This window comes from Alicyclobacillus shizuokensis NBRC 103103 (assembly GCF_001552255.1).
Taxonomy (GTDB): domain Bacteria; phylum Bacillota; class Bacilli; order Alicyclobacillales; family Alicyclobacillaceae; genus Alicyclobacillus_G; species Alicyclobacillus_G shizuokensis.
Genome location: NZ_BCQV01000002.1, coordinates 126,106 through 150,287, shown reverse-complemented (window position 1 = coordinate 150,287; position 24,182 = coordinate 126,106). Strand labels below are relative to the sequence as shown.

Annotated in this window: 14 protein-coding genes, 10 tRNA genes and 2 pseudogenes; 21 read left to right on the top strand and 5 right to left on the bottom strand. The window is 56.8% G+C overall.

The window, feature by feature from the left end; genetic code table 11:
• Positions 1–924: pseudogene (locus ASH01S_RS01435) on the bottom strand (IS110 family RNA-guided transposase); the annotation flags it as partial.
• 463 nt (positions 925–1,387) lie between these two features.
• On the opposite strand from ASH01S_RS01435, the gene ASH01S_RS01430 reads away from it, so the two are divergent.
• A complete protein-coding gene (locus ASH01S_RS01430; protein WP_067922258.1) occupies positions 1,388–2,908 on the top strand; it encodes a glycosyltransferase in 1,521 nt (506 codons plus the stop codon).
• Positions 2,909–3,516: 608 nt separating this feature from the next.
• On the opposite strand, the gene ASH01S_RS18265 is transcribed toward ASH01S_RS01430, so the two are convergent.
• Positions 3,517–3,654 (bottom strand): hypothetical protein, encoded by a 138-nt coding sequence (locus ASH01S_RS18265; RefSeq protein ID WP_157066930.1) that lies wholly within the window; start codon positions 3,652–3,654, stop codon positions 3,517–3,519.
• 331 nt (positions 3,655–3,985) lie between these two features.
• Between ASH01S_RS18265 and ASH01S_RS01420 the strand changes: the two genes are divergently transcribed.
• A complete protein-coding gene (locus ASH01S_RS01420; protein WP_067922253.1) occupies positions 3,986–5,413 on the top strand; it encodes an NAD(P)/FAD-dependent oxidoreductase in 1,428 nt (475 codons plus the stop codon).
• 109 nt (positions 5,414–5,522) lie between these two features.
• Here the strand turns inward: ASH01S_RS01420 and mscL are convergent.
• Positions 5,523–5,954, bottom strand: a pseudogene (mscL, locus tag ASH01S_RS01415) (large conductance mechanosensitive channel protein MscL); the annotation flags it as partial.
• A 271-nt stretch (positions 5,955–6,225) separates the two neighbouring features.
• Here mscL and ASH01S_RS01410 point away from each other — a divergent pair.
• The 12 genes from ASH01S_RS01410 (at position 6,226) to ASH01S_RS01355 (ending at position 9,860) form a co-directional block, all read left to right on the top strand.
• Positions 6,226–6,302 (top strand) — tRNA-Arg (locus tag ASH01S_RS01410).
• A 2-nt stretch (positions 6,303–6,304) separates the two neighbouring features.
• A tRNA-Leu gene (locus ASH01S_RS01405) sits at positions 6,305–6,387 on the top strand.
• 4 nt (positions 6,388–6,391) lie between these two features.
• Positions 6,392–6,467, top strand: a tRNA-Ala gene (locus ASH01S_RS01400).
• Between the two features lie 3 nt (positions 6,468–6,470).
• A tRNA-Asn gene (locus ASH01S_RS01395) sits at positions 6,471–6,545 on the top strand.
• Between the two features lie 59 nt (positions 6,546–6,604).
• Positions 6,605–6,679 (top strand) — tRNA-Glu (locus ASH01S_RS01390).
• Positions 6,680–6,754, top strand: a tRNA-Val gene (locus tag ASH01S_RS01385).
• Between the two features lie 33 nt (positions 6,755–6,787).
• Positions 6,788–6,863: transfer RNA gene (locus ASH01S_RS01380), tRNA-Met, on the top strand.
• Between the two features lie 4 nt (positions 6,864–6,867).
• A tRNA-Asp gene (locus ASH01S_RS01375) sits at positions 6,868–6,944 on the top strand.
• Positions 6,945–6,947: 3 nt separating this feature from the next.
• Positions 6,948–7,024: transfer RNA gene (locus ASH01S_RS01370), tRNA-Ile, on the top strand.
• Positions 7,025–7,248: 224 nt separating this feature from the next.
• Entirely contained in the window at positions 7,249–7,851 is a 603-nt protein-coding gene (locus ASH01S_RS01365) for an anthranilate synthase component II (protein WP_067922250.1), read from the top strand.
• Positions 7,848–9,407 carry an anthranilate synthase component I family protein gene (locus tag ASH01S_RS01360; protein WP_067922248.1) on the top strand — a complete coding sequence of 520 codons (1,560 nt, stop codon included), beginning with the start codon at positions 7,848–7,850 and terminating at the stop codon, positions 9,405–9,407. The genes ASH01S_RS01365 and ASH01S_RS01360 overlap by 4 nt, the downstream gene beginning before the upstream one ends.
• A 378-nt stretch (positions 9,408–9,785) precedes the next feature.
• A tRNA-Arg gene (locus ASH01S_RS01355) sits at positions 9,786–9,860 on the top strand.
• A gap of 1,437 nt (positions 9,861–11,297) precedes the next feature.
• On the opposite strand, the gene ASH01S_RS01350 is transcribed toward ASH01S_RS01355, so the two are convergent.
• Entirely contained in the window at positions 11,298–11,489 is a 192-nt protein-coding gene (locus ASH01S_RS01350) for a hypothetical protein (RefSeq protein WP_067922246.1), read from the bottom strand.
• Between the two features lie 148 nt (positions 11,490–11,637).
• On the opposite strand from ASH01S_RS01350, the gene argC reads away from it, so the two are divergent.
• The 3 genes from argC to ASH01S_RS01335 are packed head-to-tail and all read left to right on the top strand — an operon-like array spanning position 11,638 to position 14,686.
• Positions 11,638–12,687 (top strand): N-acetyl-gamma-glutamyl-phosphate reductase, encoded by a 1,050-nt coding sequence (argC, locus tag ASH01S_RS01345; protein ID WP_067922242.1) that lies wholly within the window; start codon positions 11,638–11,640, stop codon positions 12,685–12,687.
• Between the two features lie 30 nt (positions 12,688–12,717).
• On the top strand, positions 12,718–13,512 hold the full coding sequence (gene argB, locus ASH01S_RS01340; RefSeq protein ID WP_169794163.1) for an acetylglutamate kinase: 795 nt from the start codon (positions 12,718–12,720) through the stop codon (positions 13,510–13,512).
• 13 nt (positions 13,513–13,525) lie between these two features.
• Positions 13,526–14,686, top strand: coding sequence for an aspartate aminotransferase family protein (locus ASH01S_RS01335; RefSeq protein ID WP_067922236.1), 1,161 nt, complete (start codon positions 13,526–13,528; stop codon positions 14,684–14,686).
• 61 nt (positions 14,687–14,747) lie between these two features.
• Here ASH01S_RS01335 and ASH01S_RS01330 read toward each other — a convergent pair whose 3' ends face one another.
• Positions 14,748–15,242: an N-acetyltransferase gene (locus ASH01S_RS01330; protein WP_067922233.1), complete on the bottom strand. Its 495-nt coding sequence runs from the start codon at positions 15,240–15,242 to the stop codon at positions 14,748–14,750.
• Positions 15,243–15,512: 270 nt separating this feature from the next.
• On the opposite strand from ASH01S_RS01330, the gene ASH01S_RS01325 reads away from it, so the two are divergent.
• The 4 genes from ASH01S_RS01325 to argH all read left to right on the top strand — a co-directional run bounded on the left by ASH01S_RS01325 (position 15,513) and on the right by argH (position 24,149).
• Positions 15,513–20,099 carry a glutamate synthase-related protein gene (locus ASH01S_RS01325; protein ID WP_306302850.1) on the top strand — a complete coding sequence of 1,529 codons (4,587 nt, stop codon included), beginning with the start codon at positions 15,513–15,515 and terminating at the stop codon, positions 20,097–20,099.
• 362 nt (positions 20,100–20,461) lie between these two features.
• Complete coding sequence (argF, locus tag ASH01S_RS01320; RefSeq protein WP_083516720.1) at positions 20,462–21,430, top strand: ornithine carbamoyltransferase; 969 nt, start codon at positions 20,462–20,464, stop codon at positions 21,428–21,430.
• A 2-nt stretch (positions 21,431–21,432) separates the two neighbouring features.
• Positions 21,433–22,725 (top strand): argininosuccinate synthase, encoded by a 1,293-nt coding sequence (locus ASH01S_RS01315; protein WP_067922228.1) that lies wholly within the window; start codon positions 21,433–21,435, stop codon positions 22,723–22,725.
• Positions 22,722–24,149 (top strand): argininosuccinate lyase, encoded by a 1,428-nt coding sequence (argH, locus tag ASH01S_RS01310; RefSeq protein ID WP_067922226.1) that lies wholly within the window; start codon positions 22,722–22,724, stop codon positions 24,147–24,149. Before ASH01S_RS01315 ends, argH begins: the two co-directional genes overlap by 4 nt.
• Positions 24,150–24,182: the final 33 nt, after the last annotated feature.

Below are 24,182 nucleotides of genomic sequence, written 5' to 3'. Positions count from 1 at the left end.
ATCCCCCTTGCGGGTCTTGCCACTTCGTCGTTTCCCTGCACTTTCGTTATTGCCTGGGCACATCCCGGCCCAGGACGCCAAGTGCTCCGCACTCGGGAACCGGCTCATGTTCGTTCCAATCTCCGCCAGTATCAATTCTGCTGTCCGCTCACCAATCCCGGGTATCGTCTCGATTCTCCGGAGGTCCTCTTCAAAAGGGCGCATTCGCCGATCGATTTCAGCACTGACCTCTTCGATCAACTCATCAAGGTAGTCGATGTGCCGAAGCTGTACAGCCAGCATCATCCGCTGGTGTGGGCGCACAACACCACGCAATGCCCGTTCCAATTCGACGGTCTTGCTCCGCAGGCGCCCCTTCACCAGTTCCTTGAGCCGTAATTCATCCGTGTTGCCGCCAACCAGTTCATTGAGGATGGCCCGCCCGGATACGCCAACAACGTTGCTGGCCACCGACGCCAGTTTGATATTGGCCCCTTCAAGGACTTTCTGCAGACGGTTGACCTCATTGGACCGTTCCCGGATAAGGGACTTGCGGTAACGCACCAACTCCCGCAGTTCACGCTGGTTGCGGTCGGGGATATAACTTCCCTTGAGCAGGCCATGGCGCAACAGATCTGCTATCCATTCAGCGTCCCGCACATCCGTCTTCCGGCTAGGAACCTGCTTGATATGTTGGGCGTTGACCACAAGTACCTCGAGGTTCTTGTCCTCAAGCAGGTTGAAGATCGGTTTCCAAAAGACACCCGTACTCTCCATCGCTACCTGCGTACATCCGTGACCGAGAATCCACTCCGTTAGGGACTAAAAGTCATCGGTCATCGTTCCGAACGTCCGAACCTCCTTTGTTTCCGGCGTAATGATACAACCGACCACTTTCTTCTTGTGGACATCCAGTCCGCAGCATCGCTCATGTACAACCTGCATATGCTGCCACTCCCCATTGAAAAGAGAATCACAGCCACAAGGCGACCGATGCAATGGAAATTCTACCGTACGTGCTTCCCGGCAACGGGAGCGACAAATCGTGGTGCTCTAGGCCGCCCAGCCCCGTCTATTGAACGGACTCGTGGTACCAGAGTGGAACGAGATCCCTGTGACTGTCTAGCAACATGGTAGCTCGCTAACCCTCATTTTCATAGATTGTGATGCCGTGTGCGGCATGGGGGTCATTGACTCAAGACCAATCGTCGATGTGTCACATTTATATGATTTTTTCATTCGAATGCTGCGGAAAACAAACGGGCGGAGCCCGTTCGCAGCATTTGGCGGCTTAGAAAGACGCGAATCCTAAACGCCTGTACCTACCGAGCATGTCTCCGTTTGCATACGGTAACTTAATGATTTCATGTACCTTTGCCACCCGTGTTTCGAAAGGAGTCGAATATGCATGAAAATCTTAATCGCTACGTATTCAGCTTATCCGAGAGTCGGTGGACGATCTACGTATATCAAAGGATTGAAGGAAGAACTCGAACACCAAGGACACCAAGTAGATTTAGTGGCACATGCTCCAGGGCTCTGCGAAATATATCATTCCTCAGGGCACCGAGTAAATAAACAAGCAATGCGAGAACAGGTTAAACCGATAGTGAATAGCTATTTTGATGAATACTTTCCACATGCGACGAACTGGGTGCGCTGGCGAGAGATTGAGCGGTATTCCGTCGAACTGGCTTTGCGACAGTTCCAACTAGGGGATTATGATCTGATTCATGCACAGGACATTCTGTCAGCTCGGTGCCTATACCGGGTCAAGCCTTCCGACATCCCCTTAGTCGTGACGTATCATAATGTGAAATCGCATGAATGGTATGTAAATCAACCTTCCAAGCACCCATTGGAGATGGAATATGTTATTCACGAGGAAGCCGAGAGTGCTAAGGCAGCGGACGCCATCATTTTTCCGTGTACTTGGCTGCGAAATACATTTGACGGGCTGCATGTTCCAATAAACAATGCGCATGTGATTCCCTATGGGACTCGTCTTACCTTTGATCAGACATCAAAAACATTCGATGATGACGATATACCGCTGATTGTTTGTCCTGCTCGCTTGGTACCAATCAAAGGTCATGCTACTCTATTTGACGCATTATATAGGCTAAAACTTCAAGGATATAGATTTCGTTGTTGGATTGTCGGAGATGGTGTGCTGAGAAGCAGTTTGGAGTCACTCTGTCGAGTCAAGGGACTGGAACAATTCGTATACTTTTTGGGCAATCGGAACGATGTCCCCAACCTACTCGTGCAATCTGATGTTGTTGTCTTGCCGACTCTTCATGACACACTCCCGTTTGCTGTGATGGAAGCACAGCTGGCGGGCAAGCCAATTGTTGCTAGTCGAGTAGGCGGCATTCCGGAAATGATTGAGTCAGAGAAGACTGGATGGCTTGTTGAGCCTGGGAACAGTATGGAGTTGGCTGATGTATTGGCTCACTTACTGAATTTGCCCAGCCAACGATCCAAAATTGGACTGTCAGCGAGAAGGTGGGCCATCAAACATTGGTCCGTAACGAGAATGGTCTCCGAGACTTTGAAGGTTTATCGCCAAGCTCTAAGGCATGACAGGAATACATCGAAAGATCATTCGATTCCAGATGCAGAGTTTCTAGAGCCGCTCATCAGTAAATGGAAAGGAGTAAAGATTTTATGCGACTCGAATGGAACAATTGTCGGTCGCGTGACCACCTCTGAAGGAGAACAGATAACGCGAGGAACCGCTCATTTAATGGATATATCTTGGGTAACGTTGCAAATCGTCTCAGTCGACGAGCATGGTGAGTTTCGATTTACAGAACTTCCAACCGGAAAATATGGTTTGATGATTACATCGCCAGGATATCCCGCAAAATCACTATACGTAGAAGTCACCGGGAATAAAGAAGAAAGAATCGATATACAGATTTAACAAAAGGATATTTTCACGATGCATCCATCAACTCTCGTGACCTTCATTATGGATGCCGGACGAAACATGCGACCGAAATCAGAATGACAGGTGTTTCGCAACAGAGGGTATTGATGCCTCAAAAAAATCAAGACAACTGAGATGTATGATTCCTACTGGGGAATGTTGTATGAACGGTTGTGTGTGGGCATACATGGGCCAGAAGACGAGTAGAAAACTGTCAAGGTGATGCTTGTCCAGCCTGTCATCCACGCCGCGCAAGGCTGGCCAGAAGATTGCGGAGACCCTTATGGCCATCGTCACGATACCGAGAATGAGAAACATCGACTCTGGCGTGACGAACGTAAGCAGGACACCAGCCAGCCAAGCCCGGATGGGGGTACCAGCGGACGTTATGAGTGCCGAGGCACCGAACACGCGGCCGCGCAACTCCATTGGAACCATTCGCTGGCGCATCGTTGCCACAAGCGCCCCCAAGGCCAAATGGCGATGGCCAGGACGCGTGTGCGTGGATATCGGTCGAGCACGACGCCGGCAAACGGAGCAAGCACAGCCTGTGGCAACTGATAAAGCAGTGTCACAACACCGACTGCGGATGCACCTCCAGATCATTTCATGATAAACCAGATCAAGGCCATCCAACCGATTTGATTGCCAAACGCCGATATAACGCTGCCCACCCATCGCTTTGCGTATTCCGGGTACTGGAACAGGAGCATGATTCCCTCGTGTCCAAATTTCGCCACCCTGGATGCTCCTATATAGAATTTTTATGTAAATAATGCACCATGACGACGGGGCGTGCGGCCATCTTTCGCGACGAACCCGGGCGGGTGAAGGCTCCTGGTTTTGCGCTGACGCTGCCTTTGTAGCGTACTGATTCGTCCTTGCGCGTGGTATAAATTCCCTGGAATCCCTGTATGGTCGATCAAGATGATTTCTTACGATCAGGGGGTATAATAGGAGGTACAGATACGAACAATCTCATAGCTTGTCATATAAAACGTTCGGATCGCATGTCATGTGGAGACGTGGGGTCACCTGCGTCTGTGTCGAAATTCATCAGGGAGGATTGTCATGTCCAGCACGCAGTACGACGTCGTGATTATTGGAGCAGGTCCCGCAGGTCTGTATGCGGCTTACGAATTCACCATAAAAGCGCCCGGCGCCAAGGTGCTCTTGATTGACAAAGGAGTAGAGGCTCGATATCGCCATTGTCCCATCATGGAAGGCAAGATTGACAAGTGTCCGCCGGCCAACAAGATCAAAACATATGCCAGCTGTTGGCCCGCTTGCGGGGTCATCAATGGAGCAGGTGGCGCTGGCAGCTTCAGCGACGGCAAGTTTAACATCACTTCCGAGTTTGGCGGTTATCTGACTGAATACTTGTCATCCTCCGAGGTTCTGCAGTTGATTCATTATGTGGATGACATCAATCTTCGCCACGGAGCGCCGGAAGCCATTACAGATCCCACGACACCGGCTGTGGCCCGCATTGAACGCAAGGCCATTGGCGCCGGTTTGAAATTGCTGCGGGCGCGCGTTCGCCACATCGGAACGGACAAGAACCTCGAACTCATGAAGAGTATCTTCGATTACCTATCCCAACATGTGGAACTGCGGTTTCGAACGTTCGTCGAAGATTTCTGGATTGAGGATGGGAAGATACGGGGGGTGTGCCTGCGCGATGGGGAGAGAATAGGGGCTCGATTTGTGTTGGCAGCTCCAGGCCGGGACGGATCGACCTGGTTGTCGGAACGATTTCGCCGACACAAGCTGCGGATGACCAACAATCAAGTGGACATTGGGGTGCGCGTGGAAACGTCCAATGTGGTCATGCAGGAGATCAATGAGCACCTCTATGAAGGCAAATTCATTTTTAATTCGCCATCCACTGGCCTACGCGTGCGCACATTTTGCAGCAATCCCTCTGGTCATGTGGTGGTGGAAAATCATACCGGGGTCATGGCGGCCAACGGACACGCCTACAAAGACCCAGCGCTGGGGAGCGAGAATACCAACTTTGCGCTGTTGGTCAGCCACCGGTTTACCGAACCGTTCGATCGCCCGAACGAGTTCGCCAAACAGATCTGTCGCCATGCCAATGAACTGTCGAATGGCTCCATTATCGTGCAGCGTTATGGGGACATCCTGAAAGGACGCCGGAGCACCCCCGAGCGCATCCGCGAAGGCTTTGTAGAACCGACGTTGAAGGAAGCGGTTCCAGGAGACCTGGGTCTGGTGCTGCCCTACAAGACCATGGTCGCCCTGCAGGAGATGATGGAGGCTTTAAACCATGTGACGCCGGGAGTGGCCAGCGAGCACACGCTATTTTACGGTGTCGAGGCGAAGTTCTACGCGGCACGAGCCGAAGTGGATACGACACTGCAGACCAAGGTGGACGGATTGTACTGCGCAGGTGACGGCCCCGGGATTTCGCGCGGGATTTCGCAAGCTGCCAGCAGCGGGGTGTATGTGGCCCGCCACATCATTTCTCGCCTGTAGATCTGCCGTATTCCCGAGGCGCTGCCGGGCGATTGCGGTGGACGGCCTCTTGGGCGCCCACGATGACGACAGGCGCCTCTCTCCCACCGCGGTCGTTCGGATCGTGAGTACGCGATTGCAAATTGGATGTGCAATATGGGCAGCGTACAGCGTGAATTGGAATGGTCGATCTGCAATAAGGACATAGTTTGGTCGCTGACAGAGAGCCGCGCGGACGCACAGAAGCGTGCAATTGCCGCACTAAAAAATACACGATGACGGATACCAAGAGAAAATTCAGCACGGTGTTGATGAACGCCCCATAGTTGATGGTGGCGGCTCCTGCGGCTTGGGCCTGGGGAAGAGTATGATAGTGGCCGCCGCCGAGGTTGAGAAACAGGTCCCGGAAGTCCATGTGGCCCAGCAGCAAGCCGATGGGTGGAGTGATGATGTCGTTGACAAAGGAATCGATGATGCGCCCAAAGGCGGTGCCAATCACGACGCCCACGGCCCAATCCAATACGTTGGGGCTCGTCATGAACCGTTTGAAGTCTTCCCACATGCCTGACCCTCCTCGTCCGCTTGTCTTGATTGTATGAGCCAATCCGGGTGTTCTATGAACTCGCGTGTCAAGTCGGAGATGGCAAAATCGAACGGGAATTATGGATGTGAGCCCGACCCTTGCACAGGCCGAGGCCAATGTGTTATAAAATTGATGTCCCCGCCGAACGGGGACGGCAACGACAATGAAGCGGATGAAGTGCTTGCAAGTTCCGTCGAAATCAGGTACAATAAAGAGCGTCGCTCAATAGAGCGACAAATGGCAGACGTGAGTGCCCGTAGCTCAGCTGGATAGAGTGCTTGACTACGAATCAAGAGGTCGGGAGTTCGAATCTCTCCGGGCACGCCAGTGCCGAAGTGGCGGAATTGGCAGACGCACACGACTCAAAATCGTGCGGGAAACCGTGCCGGTTCGAGTCCGGCCTTCGGCACCAACGTGGGGCTATAGCTCAGTTGGGAGAGCGCTAGAATCGCACTCTAGAGGTCAGCGGTTCGAATCCGCTTAGCTCCACCACATTCCTCGATAGCTCAGCGGTAGAGCATCCGGCTGTTAACCGGAGGGTCGTAGGTTCGAATCCTACTCGGGGAGCCAACTTGATTATGGCGTGCCGGACGGAGTCTGTGCGTGAGGTTCGGGCGTTCCTGATAAAAGGCCCCATGGTCAAGCGGTTAAGACACCGCCCTTTCACGGCGGTAACGGGGGTTCGAGTCCCCCTGGGGTCACCAGGGCGGTTAGCTCAGCGGGAGAGCACTCGCCTCACACGCGAGGGGTCGGCAGTTCGATCCTGCCACCGCCCACCAAGTTTGCTCTTCATTATTGAATATGTTTACTGCCGCGGGGTGGAGCAGTTGGCAGCTCGTCGGGCTCATAACCCGAAGGTCGCAGGTTCAAGTCCTGCCCCCGCAACCAATATGGAGCTGTGGTGTAGAGGCCTAACATGCCTGCCTGTCACGCAGGAGAACGCGGGTTCGAATCCCGTCAGCTCCGCCACTGGGGCCTATAGCTCAGCTGGCTAGAGCGCACGACTGATAATCGTGAGGTCAGAGGTTCAAGTCCTCTTAGGCCCACCAAGCGGAGTCCGGGAAAGGGCTCTTTTTTTATGTTCGGGTGAGGGGCAGGCTTCCGGTTGACAGGAGTTCAACCGAGCGGGTAAGCTGGAGGCGAGATGAGCTGAGATGAGTTGAGCTGCGTCCTTGTATCTGGCTTCCACCGGCTCGGGTGGGGGTCGGGGATATGCACAGCTCCGGCTGTGATTTTTTATGGGCTCAGCTCTGAGTTGAGAGGAGGAATGATGATGGTACTGGTAATTGACAATTATGATTCCTTTACATTCAATCTTGTGCAGTATCTGGGCGAACTTGGTGCCGATGTTTTTGTGCTGCGTAACCACGAGCCACTGTCGAAGCTGATCTCGTTGCACCCGCAGGCTCTGGTGGTTTCTCCCGGGCCTTGCTCACCGAAGGAGGCCGGGGTATCGGTTGAGGCCATTCAGTACTTTGCCGGCCGTATCCCGGTGCTCGGTGTTTGCTTGGGTCATCAATCCTTGGCGGCAGCGTTTGGTGGACGCATCGTTCGGGCGGCCGAAGTGCGGCACGGCAAGACGTCGCTCATCTCGCATGATGATGACCCTCTGTTTTCTGGGATTCCGAATCCGTTCCTCGCCACTCGCTATCACTCTCTGATTGTGGAGAGAGACTCGCTGCCTCCAGAGTTTGCCGTTACCGCGTGGACAGATGATCTTATCATGGGACTGCGTCATTGCCCAACTGGGGCCGTTGGCGTTCAGTTCCACCCCGAATCCATATTGACCCAGCATGGAAAAACGATTTTGAGCAACTTTTTGCAAACAACCGGCGCTGCCGTGGAGAGTGCGCCTGCGGGAGTGGCGCATCCATGAACACGCACACGGTGGTGGCGCACTCTGTAGACCCATTTTATGCTTATGTTGATCTGGTCCGAACCCTCGGGGAAGGCCGCGCTTTCCTCTTGGACGCGGCTGCGGATGCGGACAAGCGATACGGAATGAGCCTCCTGGGCGTCCTGCCTATCCTGGAGATTCAGGCCAAGGACGGGCGGGTGGATGTATTGGCGGTTGATGGGCTGCGGGAAGCCATGCGGGATCGATTAGTCGACCGTGGTTTTCAACCGGAGTCACTGCGGGACACATTGGCTCCCTCTGTGCTGGGAGATGAACGACTGTCCTACCGGCCTGCAGAAGTCATGGAGTTGTTCGACGCGCTGCGGATGGAGGCGGCCGATTTTGCCGGCACTGGAGACGCCCCGTTTTCTGTTGGCCTGTTGGGGTACATGGGCTATGACGCCGTTCGCTATCTGGAGCGGATTCCTTTTTCGGTCGTGGATGATCGGAAGCTGCCCGATGTACGGTTTCAATGGCATGCGGTGATGCTGAGGTTTGACGACGGCCAGCTGACTGTAGGGGATTGTCTTGATGCTGTACAAGACCTGGTGGATGACGCAGTATATCGGGAGTTGTGTGAATCGGCCGCGTGGATTCGGAGACAGGTGGCGTCTTGGCTGGAATGTCCACCGCAGTTGACTGAGGCGGACGTTCGGCTGGACAGGACCAGGAAATCGGGGCCCACGCGTGTATATGAGGACATGGCACAGGCGGACTACGAAGAGGCCGTACGCAGGGCCGTCGAGTATATCCGTGCCGGGGACGTGTTCCAGGTCGTTCCGTCGCGCCGGCTGCGCATTGACAAACAGGTCCACCATTACACAGCGTACGATGCGCTGCGACGGCTGAATCCGTCGCCGTACATGTTCATGGTGGAGTATCCCTCTTATCGACTATTCGGCGCGAGCCCCGAAGTACAGTTCCGCGCCCTGGAGCGGTGGGCGGAAATGAAGCCCATTGCGGGGACATCGAAGGGCCGCGGCCGCACCCCCGAGGAGGATGAGCGGCTTCGTCAGCAGCTTCTGGCCGACGAGAAAGAACGCGCTGAGCATGTGATGCTGGTTGACCTGTGCCGCAACGATTTGGGCCGGGTGTGCGAGGTGGGCAGCGTTGCGGTGATTAACCTGCTGGACGTGGAGGCGTATTCGCATGTGCTGCACCTGGTGTCGACGGTGCGAGGGCGCATCCGGCCGGAAGTGAGTATTTTCCATGCCTTGCTCGCCACGTTTCCTGCAGGTACTCTGTCTGGTGCCCCAAAAATCCGCGCGATGGAGATCATTGATGAATTGGAGAGGGTGGCCCGAGGTCCGTATGGCGGTATGATTGGCATGGTTGACTTTGCGGGCAACGCAAATCTGGCCATATTCATCCGCAGTGTGGTGGAGTGGCAGGGGCAGTATCACGTGCAAGTAGGCGCGGGCATTGTGGCGGACAGCATCCCCGCAGAGGAATGGCGTGAGACGGGCCGCAAGGCGGGGGCCATTCTCGATGTCTTGACGGCCCGTGGACACAAGGTGTCGACAATCCATTCCTGAGTTTGATGGGGCGAGGCGCGTAAATTGCAGGTTGTGGGTCTTGGTAAACCGCGGGAGATGGGGGTTCAAGAATTTGGAACCCTTATCGGTGTGCGGTCCCCAAACAGGACCCGGCCACTCGGAGAGAATGCGCTGTCGAGCTTCAAGGACAGTCTTCTGGCTTCGGCTCAGAATGGCTTGACGTCGGCTGTATCCGGTCCGGGATCAGGGAGTATTTGCAACGGGCAGTGTTTATGGGGCGGTGTTTATGCAGAAGGTGGGAAGAGATCCGCGGGAGATTTACGGGTTCGAGCAAAAAAGATGCGTGGGGCCCGCTGAGTGATCGCGGGGGGGGGTTGCATCTGGTGACCACCTGTGCTATATTAAACGCTGTCGCTTGCGCCTATAGCTCAGGGGATAGAGCACCGGTCTCCGGAACCGGGTGCCCAGGTTCGAATCCTGGTAGGCGCACCATAACGCTGAAAAGTCCTTGCGAGACAAGGGAATGTGCACTCTCGAGATTACTTCGGGGGTGCGCTTTTTTGTTCAGCAGCAACGGTCTTGCCTAACTTCTATACCAAGAAACAGGGGTATGCTCAACGGTTATACAGTCACTTTACTTATTTTCGTTCGTGAATAGTGTCGAGTACTGCGCTTATGAATGGGGTATAGCTCGCGGCAGGAACCAACCAGCGCATTGGAGAATTATTGCGGGCAATAGTGAAGAGCAGCGAGGGGATCTTCACTAAATCTAATTACAGCAGTTGCTCTTCTTATTTTATTTTCTTCATTCAGTGTATACACAACCATAGCGAGTATGCTCCTATGCATTGTAGCTGGAACTATTAGTCTGCGCGCTTATCGTCAACAAGAAAGTGGACTTGTAACATTTAGCGCTGCGGTTTCAATTGTTGTATTTATCATAGCACTTTTGATGTTGGGGCTAAGTATCTACTCCATCTACACTGTGTTACACCCTTATATTCCAGCTATAACATGGGGGCATTAAAGGGGCCACTCCAGTCGCGCTGGCTCGGGTACTGTCTGGGCCAAGGGCATAATGGTCATGGATACGCCGCAGAAGCCGTGAAGCTCGTTGTCAAGTAAACTCTTTTCCGGTCCCGGGGTTTCATCGCCTGGAGGCTGGTGCAATGCCTCACAATGCGGGCTCCATCCGGGTTCTTGAGAAAGCGGGATTCGAGGCAAGAAGGGTAAGACACGAACCGAACTGGAGCGAGAACACTGGTACCGGAACTTGCAACGATTCAGGGCAGCAGGTGAGGCGAAGATTGCGTCATACCTACGCCCTGAAATCACTTCCCTGCAAGGTTCTTGAAACTTGATGAAGGACTTGACATCACATAGCTGGTTTACTCGATACTCTGGTACCATCCGGGTCCAACGCGTGGAGCCGGATGGCCAGAGCGGCAGGACTAGCTGCTGCGGCGGAGGTTATTTTTGGGAAACTGCTTCGCCATGGCCGCTACGACAAGTTTTTGGCGTTGGATTTCGACGATGCACAGCGGGCACTTCTGGGATCCGTAAAATCCACATTGCTGACACAGGGCGTTCAGGATGGTCGGTCCGTTCACTGGTATCTCTCCGTCATCTTTATCAGATTCGTTCAACCACGTTTCACATGGTTCGGTTGGTGTCTGACACACACTTGTCTATTCAATCACATCCATCCGCACATAGCGAGAGTGAAGATTGTCGAAGGGGATCGATCTCGAAACGCTGTCATAATTCCGACACAAGTGTCACAGAATGCAGGAAGGGCGCTTCTTGTAGGCGCCCAAACCGCAGGTTGTCGATACCCGTCGCGTGCATTCGGGCCGCAGCCGCCGTGGTGGGGTGGGGATAGGGTGCGATAGGCGCTGCTGCTGGCGAGCGGTATCCGTCCGCTGACTGTCAGAGACTGGAGCTTTCGTGCCCGTATCCGTCATGCCAGGTGGTATAGTATCCGTCCATGCCGTGATAAGTGGCCATTGTGGGCCCGCTCGCGGCATAGGTCCCGGCGGCCGGGACGAACAAGAAGAACAGCACGAAGATGATCAAGAATACGACCGCCCATCGAGTGTACCCGCCAAACACGCCATACATAGGATCTCCTCCTTTCGGGATATACCATCTCATGATGGGACATCCGTCCGGCGGTACGGACATTCGTGGAAATCACAAACGTCTGGTCATCCTGGTGTCTCTTGTGGTATTCTGCATATAAATGCATGAATGGGGATGAATATGCCGGATGAACAGAGACAAGGTGCGCGTCGGCGTAATCGGGGCAACCGGCTATTCCGGCGTTGAATTGATGCGCATCCTCTCCCAGCACCCGCATGTCGCAATCACCTATGTGGCGGGTAATCATCAGGAAGAGCGGGCACTGTCGCTGGAGCATCCGTATCTACCGGGTTTCTCCAACTTGACCATGGAAACCTACCAGCCGGCGGCTGCCGTTGAGCGCTGTGACGCGCTGTTTGTGGCACTACCATCCGGGCGCTCCGGCGTCATCGCCGGCGAGTTGTGGAGAGCCGGAAAAAAGGTTGTTGATCTGTCCGGAGACCTGCGTTTGCCAGGTACTCTATACGAGCAATGGTATGCCCATCCAGCGGTCCAGCAGGAACTGGTGGATCGTGCGGTATACGGGTTGACCGAGTGGCGGCGCGATCTTATCCGACAGGCGACCTTAGTAGCCAATCCGGGGTGTTATGCGACCGCTGTACTCTTGGCTTTGCTCCCACTATATGCTGCGCATCTAATCCCGCCGGAGCAACCGCTTATAATCGACGCCAAATCCGGTGTGTCTGGAGCGGGGCGCAAGGCCACCCCTGCATCCATGCTGGCGGAACTAGGGGAAAACTTCTATGCGTACAAGGTGGGGCAGCACCAGCACACCCCGGAGATCGAAACCCAATTGGCCCAGGCTGGGTTTCGCGGGCGTTTGTTGCTGACCACGCAGCTGTTGCCCTGCACACGCGGGCTCTTCGTCAGTGCCTACATACAGCCGCAGTCCCCGATTGACGATGCGGACATTCAGGCAGCCTTTCTCAATCGGTACCGTGACGAGCCGTTCATCACCGTGCATGCGCCTGGGGAGTATCCACAGCTGAAACATGTTCGTGGTAGCAACCGTTGCCACATCGGCTATCGCATGGACGCACGCACCGGTGTGCTGCAAGTCTTTTCCGTGTTGGATAACCTGCAAAAGGGGGCGGCAGGTCAGGCGGTGCAAAACTTCAACGTGATGCACGGGTTTGCGGAAGACGAAGCATTGGCAGGATTGCCTGTGTATCCCTAGAGAGGGATGGGCGCGAGGAGGCGAATGACGTTGGCTCCATGGGTTGTCATAAAAGTGGGAGGTTCTCTCCAGGGCGCCCACGCGGACGTCGTCGTTGCTGCGATCCGTCAGGCACTCGCAACCGGGCGCCAGGTGGTCGTTGTCCATGGCGGAGGTCCGCGCATCAGCGAGCGTCTGCGCCAAGCGGGCATCGAACAGCCGTTTGTCCAAGGACAGCGTTTGACCACCGAGGACGGGGTGCGAATTGTCGAACAGGTCTTGGCCCGTGAAGTCAATCCCGAACTGGTCGCGGCTCTGCGCCAGCAGCGGGTGAACGCCGTCGGAATTGCGGGCTGTGACGGTGTCCTGTTCGCAGAGCCGTGGCCCGGCCTTGTCCGTACAGGCCGCATATACTCCGTCGACGCAACGAGGCTCCGTGCCAGTGCGGCCGCCAGGTGTATACCGGTGTTGGCTCCGGTGGCCGCGGATGAGCAAGGGCTCCGTTACAATGTGAACGCCGACGGAGCCGCAGCCGCCGTGGCGATGGAGCTGAAGGCGGAGAGAATCGTTTTCTTCACAGATGTGCCTGGGATATTCAGCGATTTTGCGAATGGCGAGCGGTTGGTGGATACGACCGTCGCCGAGCTGCAGCGGCTGATGTCCGATGGTAGTTTTGCGGCCGGGATGATTCCAAAGGTGCGCGCGCTGTGCGACGCCTTGAGCGCCGGTGTCGGAAGCGGGTTTGTTCTCAAGGGGGATGCTCGCCTGGCAGCCGAAGCTGCGGTTACATATCCAGGAGAGCAGGCTTGGGCCGACGAACACGGTACGCGGGTGCGCGCGTCGTAGCGAGGTGGAAACCATGAGCGAGAAAGGTCAAAATCAACAGGCGACGCGCTCGGCGTTGATGGGGAATTACGGGCAGCCGCCCATCACCGCCGTGCGCGGCCAAGGGGCTTATTTATACGACGACAAAGGCGTGGCTTACCTGGACTTTACGGCTGGCATCGCTGTGTGCAATCTTGGTCATGCCGATCCGGGTGTGACGCGTGCGCTTCAAGAACAAGCGGAAACTCTGGTGCACTGCTCCAACCTCTATGCGCATCCCCTGCGTGAACGGTTGGCGACACGCCTTGCCGAACTCGCACAACTCGACGCCGTATTTTTTTGTAATTCAGGTGCGGAGGCGAACGAGGCGGCCATCAAGTTGGCTCGTCGCAGCGCATGGCAGAACTATGGGGCCGGCAAACACGTGATTGTATCCCTGCCCAACGGTTTTCATGGGCGGACGCTGGGCGCGCTCTCCGTCACGCCGAAACCGGCCTACCACGAAGGCTACGCACCGCTATTGCCAGGGTGTCGTACGCCAGCGGACTTGGACGGAGTGCTGGACGCCATTGCCCCCGATACAGCGGCGTGCATCGTCGAGGTCATCCAAGGGGAAGGCGGTCTACGGGTGCTGCCGGCAGACCTATTGCAATCCATTCAGGCTCGTTGCCGTGAGGTGGGGGCACTGCTGATTGTCGATGAAGTGCAGACCGGTGTGGGACGCACCGGGACATTCTTCGCTTTTGAACAGGTGGGTCTGGAGCCGGATATTGTGACGATGGCCAAAGGATTGGCGAATGGAGTTCCAATAGGTGCGGTGCTGGCTCGGAGGGAAGTGGCTGCCGCGTTCACGCCCGGATCGCACGGTTCCACCTTTGGCGGCAACCCGTTGGCCATGGCGGCCGCCAACGCAGTGCTGGATCGAGTGCTGGAAACGGGCTTTCTCGAACGAGTGAAAGAAGTTGGGGCATACTTGCAGAACCGCTTGCAGGAACGCTTTTCCAACGTGTCTGGGCGCGGTTTGATGTGGGGCGTGGATGTGCCCGACGCTCGCGAATTTGTTGGCAAGGCGCTGGCCGCCGGGGTCTTGCTGACAGCCGTCGCGCCGACAAGGGTCCGTCTTGTACCGCCGCTCATCATCGGCCAGCGGCACGTGGACGAACTGTTCGAGCGACTGCAAGCCGCGGCTCTCTGAAGAAGACAAGCGGCCCATCCTGTTACCGGCGGTATCCGGCGATTGGGGTGGGTCGTAAGTTTTATGCGTGTGCAGCCGACGCTGCGTTGAATTTTCCGCGCACTTTGGTATAATAAAGCATGGCCGTCTCGTCGCATTGGTGGAATTTCCGACAATAGATGCAATCCGTCCAAATTTTGTGCGGCAGCGTCTCCTTCGCCACAGTGTGAAACCCCAGTTTGTCAAAGAATGCAGTTTGATATGTCAGTGACAGAACCTGTTCAATGTGAAGGGTTGTCGCCTGTTCGAGCAAGGATTCAACCAGTCTGCGGCCGATGCCTTGTCCATGTTGTTCTGGATCGACCGCGAGCGACCGGATTTCCGCGAGGTCTTTCCACAGGATATGCAGACCCGCCGTTCCGACGACCTGCCCAGACAACTCCGCGACCGCGAAGCATTGTAGGTTTTCATAGAGGGATTTTTCCGTGCGCGGCAACATCAACCCTTCGCGAGCGAAGTGATTGATAAGCCGGTGCATAGCTGGGACATCGTCGACGGTTGCCTTGCGAACCAGCACGGCAGGTCCCCCTTTCCAACGGTCAAACCGCTCCGGCAAGGGAGCGGAGGGAGCAAAGTAGGTACCTAATTTTTATAACACGATATAGAATCATTATGCAATATGTTGTATATTTAATCTATCGGTTTTACGAGTGGGCTGAAGGTGTAGGAAAGTCACGTCAGCGGCCGCTGGTCGATGTATGCGGGGACGAGTGGAGAGACGTCACGCACCCGGGCCCGGCCGAAGAGAGAACCGTCCGAACGAGGCGGAGCAACGGGAAGAAAGGAAGTGACGCAGTTGGACTTGAACGCTTTGACAATGGATGTCCATCGGGAGCACGATGCGTGTGGTATTTTCGCGCGCATAGAGAAAACAGGGAAGCCCAGCAAGAAACCAGTGAAAGCTGGTTTGGAGGCGCTCAAGGCACTGCGTCACCGGGCTGGATACGTGGACGGGCGCGGTGACGGGTGCGGCTTGCTGTTGGATATTCCTCGCGACCTGTGGCGGCGTAGGTTGGCGGCTGCCGGGCGGGATGTGCAGTGGGCCTATGACGAACATTTTGTGGTGGGGCATTTCTTCCTGGAGGCCGCTGGTGACGAGCTGGATCGTTTGGCCAACGTGATCGAGACGAAACTGATGGGAGCAGGCATCGCGCCGCTGTTGTGCCGACGTCACACGGTCGTGCCTGCAGAAAGGGCTGAACAGCCGCCGCTGCGCCCCGCGTTTTTGCAGATTGCGGGCCTAGGGGTGTCGGTGACGGATGCCGACTGTTACCGCCTCACCGTGCAACTGGAAGCGATGGCAGAGGTTCATGTCCTCTCCCTCGGTCGCAGCAGTGTTGTCTACAAGGTGGTCGGAGATGCGGACGACCTGGTCACTGCCTATGACGACTTGGCTGACGTGAACTGCGTATCGTCCTTTGTGCTCGGTCATACCCGTTTTTCAACCAACACCACGACGACGCCGTCGCGCGTGCAGCCGTTTTCTCTCCTGGGGCACAACGGGGAGATCAACACCATTGCCCGCTTCTATGAGGAAGGGGCCATGTTAGGCATTCAGATTGACCCGACTTGCAGCGATTCCCAAATGGTCAACAGCGTTCTTCACCACTTGGTCGCCGACAAAGGGTGGAGCCTGTTTGCCGCGATGGAACTGCTGTTTCCCCCAATTTTGAACGAGATCAAGCAGTTGCCGGACGATTTGACAGATATGTACATGTATTTTCGCTCGATGTGGGGGCCGTTTGCTCAAGGGCCCGCGGCTATCATGGCCCGATTCGGCGAGGAAGCCGTCTTCTCGGTAGATGCCCTGGGCCTGCGGCCGATGTGGCTGGTGGAAACCGAAGATGCCTATTGCTTCAGTTCGGAGCAGGGCATTATTCCCACAGCCTACTGGGTTGCCGATCCGCTGCCTCTGGCGCCGGGTGAAAAGATGGGTATCCGCATGTCCCCGGCGGGAGCCCGGTTATACCGTCACAAGGAGATTCGGCGTGAAGTGTTGGGCCAGATGAAGGACCGTTACAGTTTCCTCGGCGCTGGCAAGAGCGTTCATTTCACAGGGCCCTATCAGGAACATGCCGATATCGCCGCTCGCCCGGGAGACGCAAAGCCGCTGCCGCTGCGCACGGCGGCGCATGGATGGCGGGAAGACGATTTCAAGTGGCTGGAATTCGAGACCCAAACGGGTGCTGAACCCATCAAATCCCTCGGTTACGATGGACCGTTGCCAGCTTTGGACGATGGTCCGCGCGCGTTGTCTGACTTTTTGCAGGAGACGGTGGCGGTGGTCACCAATCCGGCCATCGACCGCGAACGTGAGGTGGAGCACTTCAGCACGCGTTCCGTGTTGGGTCGCCGCCCGTCTTTGGCCGGTGATTACCAGGATGCGCCGCGCATTGAAGTGCAGTCGCCGCTATTGCTGGAGGCGCTGCCTGAGCGATTGGGGATTGATCAAGAAGAATTGCAGGTCTTGTCCCATCGTCTGGGGACGCTGTGCTATGAAAACGTATTGGCGGCCCTGCGCACCAGCGTGAACGGGACGGCGGAGATTCTCATCCATCGGAACGAAGGAGAGTCGATTGGAGAGGCTCTGCAAAGGTTCCATCACGAGGCGTTGGAGGCAGTGCAGGCAGGGGCCAACGTGATCGTACTGGACGACAGGGCGCAGTTCCGTCGCGGCACGTATATCGATCCGTTTCTGGTCGTGGCCGCGGTGCACAAATCGTTGTTGCGCCCGGCTGCCAGCGGCCGCGGCGAACATCTGCGTCGGCGCTGCAGTCTGATTCTGCGCAGCGGCGGGCTCCGCAACCTGCACGACGTGATGTGCGCCCTTGGTCTCGGCGCCGATGCGGTTAACCCGTATCTGATGTGGGAGGTCGCAGCTGAGCGCAGTGGCCTGCAGGGGTTGGAAAATCTGTATCATGCCCTCTGCAAAGGCATTGAAAAGGTCATTTCGACCATTGGCATTCACGAGCTGCGCGGCTACGAGCGGTTGTTTGGCGCCATTGGATTGGCCACGGAAGTGGCCGATATTCTCGGCGTTCCCAATTTCTGCGGCGGGGATTCGGCCGGCTATGGCTTCGCCAACATGGAGGCGGACGCCAAGCTGCGCCAGGAGATCTACGATGTGGAGGATGGGAAGACGAAGCGTCGGCGCGCCTTCCAATTGTATCCGCGGATCTGGAAAGCGGCCGGACTTGTCGGGATGGGCTTGGCCGATTATGACACCTTCCACGACAAGCTGCAGGAGTTCGAGCGGGAGAATCCTATCAATCTGAGGCATGCCCTTCGGTTCGTCGAACAGCCGGACCCGGGTCTGAAGAGGGCCGAGCGCGTGGAGGACGTGGATACCACTATCGATGGTCACGCCTATCCGATTCTCATCAGCTCCATGTCGTTTGGCTCTCAGGGGGAGACCGTCTATCGGGCCTATGCCGAAGCCGCTTATCGCATGAACATTGTGGGCATGAACGGGGAAGGCGGAGAGATCAAGGACCTACTCGACCGCTACCCGCGCCACCGTGGGCGTCAGATTGCGTCCGGCCGGTTTGGCGTCAACGCTCTTCTGTGCAACAATGCGTACGTGTTGGAGATCAAAATTGGTCAGGGTGCCAAGCCGGGCGAAGGCGGGCACTTGCCGGGATCGAAAGTGACGGAGCAGGTTGCCAATGCCCGTAACGCATCACCTGGGGTGGACCTGATTTCTCCGTCGAACAATCACGACATCTATTCAATTGAAGATTTGGCCCAGGTCATTCACGAGTTGAAAACCATCAACCCCCTGGCCAAGGTGGCCGTCAAGGTCCCTGTCGTTCCAAATATCGGTACGATTGCCGTGGGCATCGTCAAGGCCGGCGCCGACATCGTGGAACTGAGTGGGTTTGACGGCGGAACCGGCGCGGCGCGTTCGCACGCGATTCGGCACGTGGGGCTGCCGATGGAAATCGGAGTCAAGCGGGTGCATGAAGCTCTCTGTGCGACAGGCCTGCGTGATCGGGCGGAAATCTGGGCGGACGGTGGCATGAAGTCCGGAACCGACGTCATGAAGGCCATCCTGCTCGGGGCCAACCGGGTCGGGTTTGGCACGATGGCCATGGTGGCCATCGGGTGTACGGCGTGCCGCGCCTGCCACAAGGACACCTGCCATGTCGGCATCGCGACGCAGATGACCACGATGGAAGAAGCTGCAGAAAAGGGCGTGAAGTCGTTCAGTCCGCGTGAATTCGAGGCGGCTGTGGAACATTTGGTGCGGTTCTTCACGGCCGTCGGTGAACATGTGCGCCGTTTGACCTATCAGCTGGGTGCCGAACGGACACAGGATTTGGTGGGGCGCAGCGACCTGTTGGAGCAGTGCGCGGCGTTCGAAACCTTGGACTTGGCCGAGCTAACGCACTTCAACCGCGAGTATCTGGGCAGGGGCACGCGCATTCAGCCGCAAGCGCGCGCCACGTATACGGAGATGGTTACCGAGGTGAGTCAGCCGCTCGCTATCGCGGTGGGTGAAGAGACTCAGGTTGGGATGCCGGCTGGCCGTAGTGCACATGGCCGGCATGAACACCTGGCGTTGGTCGATGCTCAAGAAAGTCGGTTGGTGGTTGAGGCCCCACGGGTTCTCTCGACCTATGAGAGCGGTGAAGTGGTGCGTCATCACCACCAGCCTGAGGGCCGTCGTCTGGCGGCATACCCGTATGTGGCAGGCAATGGGTTCGCCGCGTACCATATGGCGGGGATGCACTCGGTCGCCTATGGCGGGGCGCAGGACGGCGTGGGCAAGGGAGCCTTTGGCGGAAGGATTGCCGTGCTCAAGCAGCAAGTCGCCGATGGGCGCTGGTTGGGCGGTTCCGTAGGAAAGGGATTGGCTTATGGGGCCCAGCATGGCGTGTTCATCGTCCAGAACCATGCCGATGCCCGTGCCGGAATCCGGCTTTCAGGGGCCGATATCGTCATCGGTGGGGAAGTCACCGAACCCCTTCAGGATGAACAGGGCGACATCGCCACTCGGGCCAACATCAAAGGCTTTGGGTTCGAGTACATGACGGCTGGACGGGCGGTCGTCCTTGGTGATCCCGGTCCGTGGCTGTGTGCGGGCATGACGGGCGGATCGGTGTATGTGCGCCATGATCCCTCTGTCGGTTTGACCGAAGAGGCGTTGCGTCGGCGGATTGCCAAAGGCGCAAAGGTGGTCCTGCAGACGTTGGATGCGCAAGGGGAAACCGATGTGACGGATCTGCTCCTGGTCTATCACAAGGAGCTGCGCGAGAGTGGGCAGACGGAGGCGGCGAAACGGTTGGTGCCGCTGCTGATGCGCCCGAAGGAACATTTTCTCATGATCCGTCCCGGCAAGGACATCACAGACCAAAGCATCGCGACCGAATGACCAGTTACCCGCCCGGGTCTGGCCAGTCCTGCAAAGGTGAGTGGGGCAGCTGCGGCTGCCCCGTTTTTTGTCAGGGCGCCAACTCCGACCGTGTGAATGAACATACGGACGCAAGGATTTTTTTGCAGACCGTCTTGATATCTATACATACATCCGTATAATAATACATATGTTCGATAGGGAACGTCTTCGCAGACCCGCGAGGAACCGTAAGCCGCTGAAGCAGCAGAGCGGAACAACATCGCGAGGAAGGGGAATGTACGGTGTATGCGTGGAAGAGGGAGTTGAGCCCAATCGGTCTGGGGCAAGGGATTGAACCGCTGGGCGACGGGTATCTATCCGTCCGTTTGCAGACAGCGTTGATGGCTGCCCACCAGCGATTGCGAGGGCGCGACTTGCTGGACTTCAGCGATTACACCGGTGAAGATGTCCATGCCTTGCTGAAACTGTCGCTGCTGCTGAAGGAGGCCAAGAAGTCGCGGTTTCCGCATGCGGTGCTGGGGGGGCAGTCGCTCGCGTTGATTTTTGACAAGGCCTCAACCCGTACCCGCATTTCTTTCGAGGTTGGCATGGCCCAATTGGGAGGGCACGCGCTGTTCATTCCGAGCCAGTCCACCCAGATGGGGCGTGGGGAGCCGATTGAGGACACAGCGCGTGTACTGTCCCGCTATGTTGATGGCATTATGATCCGCACGTTTTCACACGCGGTGGTGCAGACTCTGGCCAAGTATGCCACTGTCCCGGTCATCAACGGGTTGACCGATGATCACCATCCGTGCCAAGCCTTGGCGGATGCCTTGACCATCTATGAACACACGGGACGCATGCAGGGGATTACTGTCGCCTTTGTCGGGGACGGCAACAACATGGCTCATTCATGGCTGCAGTTGGCCCCGAAACTGGGCATGAACGTGCGTGTGGCCACGCCTCCGGGCTACGGGCCCAACCAGGAGATTGTGGAACAAGCGAAAAAGGATGCTGTGGCCAACCACTCGCAGGTGCTGGTCACCACTGATCCAGTCCGCGCGGTTGCGGGGGCGGATGTCATCATCACGGACGTGTGGGCCAGCATGGGCGACGAGGAAGAAGCTGAATTCCGGCGTATGGTGTTTGCGGATTACCAGGTGAACGCAGAACTCGTTGGCCACGCCAATCCTGAGTACATCTTCTTGCACTGTCTGCCGGCTCATCGGGGTGAGGAAGTCACTTCGGAGATTATCGACGGGGAGCACTCCGTGATTTTTGACGAGGCGGAGAATCGACTGCATACACAAAAGGCCGTGTTGGCCGCCTTGATGGCGGATGCGGGTGCATTCGGGGAGGAGATGTGAGTATGGCAAAGAAATTGGTGCTCGCCTATTCAGGCGGATTGGATACGTCGGTCGCGATTGCCTGGTTGAAGGAGAAGTACGGATACGATGTGGTGGCGATGTGCGTCGATGTCGGGGAAGGAAACAACTTAGATTTTGTCCAGAAAAAGGCGTTGCAGGTGGGAGCGGTCAAGTCGTACCGTATTGACTCCGTCGAGCGTTACGCTTCGCAATTTGTTTTGCCTGCGTTGAAGGCCAATGCCCTCTATGAAGGAAAATACCCGTTGGCTTCCGCTCTTTCCCGGCCATTGATTGCGCAGTTGCTGGTCGAGGTCGCCGCGCAGGAGGGAGCCGAGGCGGTCGCGCACGGGTGCACGGGGAAAGGCAATGACCAGGTTCGGTTTGAGGTTTCAGTCAAGGCGCTCAATCCTCAGCTGAAGGTGATTGCTCCTGTGCGCGAGTGGAATTGGACGCGCGATGAGGAGATCGCCTATGCCAAAGAACACGGGATTCCGATTCCGGTTACACTCGACAACCCATTCAGCATCGATGCCAACCTGTGGGGACGTGCCATTGAATGCGGCGCATTGGAAGATCCGTGGGCGGAAGCCCCTGAGGAGGCGTTTGAGTGGACCGTCAATCCGGAACAGGCGCCGGATGACCCGGAGTATGTGGAGATCTCGTTTGATGAAGGGGTGCCGGTGGCGCTGGGTGGCGAGGTCCTGCAACTGGGCGAGCTCATCTGGCGGTTGAACCGGATTGCAGGTCGGCACGGGGTCGGACGGATTGACCACGTGGAGAATCGCCTGGTGGGCATCAAGTCGCGCGAGGTGTACGAATCGCCTGCCGGTCTCGTGCTTGTGCAGGCGCACAAGGAATTGGAGGCTCTGACTCTGACGCGTGAGGTCGCGCAATACAAAGCCGGCGTCGAGTTGGAATACAGCAAGCTGATTTACAACGGGCTCTGGTTCTCCCCGCTCAAACAGGCTTTGGACGCCTTCATTCAGGAGACCCAGCGGGCGGTGACGGGAGTCGTGCGGGTCAAACTGTACAAGGGCGGTTTTCAGGTGGTCGGCCGCAAGTCCCCGTATTCGCTGTACCGCCATGACCTGGCCACCTACTCGGTCGGAGATGCGTTCGACCATCAGGCGGCGGTTGGCTTCATAGAGCTATGGGGCATGCCGACCACCGTACATGCGGGCGTTCATCAGCAGGGGGCGGAAGCGGCAAGCGTGCTGACGGACGTCCACGTGTCGGCGTTGGAGAAGAACGAGGATTCCGGAAAACCGAGCGTCGTCGGGGAGGTCGTCGGATGAAGCTGTGGGGTGGGCGATTTACCGAGGATACGAATCAGCTGGTGGAACAGTACACGGCCTCCATTGGGTTCGACAAACGGCTTGCTGAAGTGGATATTCGCGGCAGCATCGCCCACGCCCGTATGTTGGGAACGGCCGGTATCATCCCTCGGGATGATGCCGACCGTTTGGTTATGGGCCTATCCGAGTTGCTCGAGGAGGTTCAGGCCGGCCGGGTTGAGTTTCGTCTGGAGGACGAAGATATTCATATGAATGTGGAGCGCTTGTTGCACGAGCGTCTCGGTCCGGTGGCCGGCAAACTGCACACCGGGAGGAGTCGCAACGACCAGGTCGCGCTGGACATGCACTTGTACGTCAAAGAGGGTATCGAGGCGGTGATGGCCGGTATCCGTTCGCTTCAGCAGGCCCTGGTCGCGGCCAGCGAAAAGCACTTTGGCGTCATCATTCCTGGGTACACGCACCTGCAGAGGGCGCAGCCGGTTCTCCTCTCGCACCACTTCTTGGCGTACTTTTGGATGCTGGAGCGCGACTTCTCGCGTTTTCAGGACGCGCTGGGCAGAACCGACATGATGCCCTTGGGAGCCGGGGCGCTGGCCGGCACGTCGTTTCCGGTCGACCGGGAGGCGGTAGCCCAGGAGTTGGGGTTCCAGCAGGTGTACGAGAACTCCTTGGATGCCGTGTCGGATAGGGATTATCTGGTCGAATGCCTGAGCGCCTGCAGCCTCTTAATGATGCACCTGTCCCGTTTCTCGGAGGAGTTGATACTCTGGAGCAGCGACGAGTTTGGCTTCATCGAATTGGCCGACGCGTATTGCACAGGGTCCAGCATGATGCCCCAGAAGAAGAATCCGGATGTACCCGAGTTGGTGAGGGGAAAGACGGGACGAATGTACGGCCATCTGATGGGTCTCCTTACCGTCCTCAAGGGGCTCCCCCTAGCCTACAACAAGGACCTGCAGGAAGACAAGGAAGGCATCTTTGATGCGTTTGACACAGTACTGCCTGCCCTCACGTTGTTCGCAGGCATGATTGAGAGCCTGCAGCTGCGGCCGGACCGGATTGAAGCGGCCCTTGCCCGGGATTTTTCCAATGCCACGGATGCGGCCGATTACTTGGTGCGAAAAGGGGTCCCGTTCCGGGATGCGCACGCGGTGGTGGGGCGTCTGGTGCTGACAGCCGTGCAGCAGGGGAAGAACTTGTCGACCTTGCCCTTCGAAGAATATCAAAAGGCGTGTCCCGAATTTGAACCGGACATTTATGATGTGATTCGCATAGAAAACATAGTGGCGGCGAGAGCGGTACGTGGGGGCACAGGGCATGAAGCCGTGCGCCGTCAATTGGAACGTGCCAAACAGCGGCTGCGTGTCGGCCCCTTGCCACGGAGCAGCGAATCCAGTAAAGTGCTAGATAAAGATAGAGAGTGACGGCTTGGCCTTTCCACAGTTCGGGGAGTGGAG

Bases quoted from the DNA above. Each gene is read 5' to 3' on its own strand.
- ASH01S_RS01430 (WP_067922258.1), top strand. From the start codon at position 1,388: ATGAAAATCTTAATCGCTACGTATTCAGCTTATCCGAGAGTCGGTGGA.
- ASH01S_RS01420 (WP_067922253.1), top strand. From the start codon at position 3,986: ATGTCCAGCACGCAGTACGACGTCGTGATTATTGGAGCAGGTCCCGCA.
- ASH01S_RS01365 (WP_067922250.1), top strand. From the start codon at position 7,249: ATGGTACTGGTAATTGACAATTATGATTCCTTTACATTCAATCTTGTG.
- ASH01S_RS01360 (WP_067922248.1), top strand. From the start codon at position 7,848: ATGAACACGCACACGGTGGTGGCGCACTCTGTAGACCCATTTTATGCT.
- ASH01S_RS01350 (WP_067922246.1), bottom strand. From the start codon at position 11,489: ATGTATGGCGTGTTTGGCGGGTACACTCGATGGGCGGTCGTATTCTTG.
- argC (WP_067922242.1), top strand. From the start codon at position 11,638: ATGAACAGAGACAAGGTGCGCGTCGGCGTAATCGGGGCAACCGGCTAT.
- ASH01S_RS01335 (WP_067922236.1), top strand. From the start codon at position 13,526: ATGAGCGAGAAAGGTCAAAATCAACAGGCGACGCGCTCGGCGTTGATG.
- argF (WP_083516720.1), top strand. From the start codon at position 20,462: ATGGCTGCCCACCAGCGATTGCGAGGGCGCGACTTGCTGGACTTCAGC.
- ASH01S_RS01315 (WP_067922228.1), top strand. From the start codon at position 21,433: ATGGCAAAGAAATTGGTGCTCGCCTATTCAGGCGGATTGGATACGTCG.
- argH (WP_067922226.1), top strand. From the start codon at position 22,722: ATGAAGCTGTGGGGTGGGCGATTTACCGAGGATACGAATCAGCTGGTG.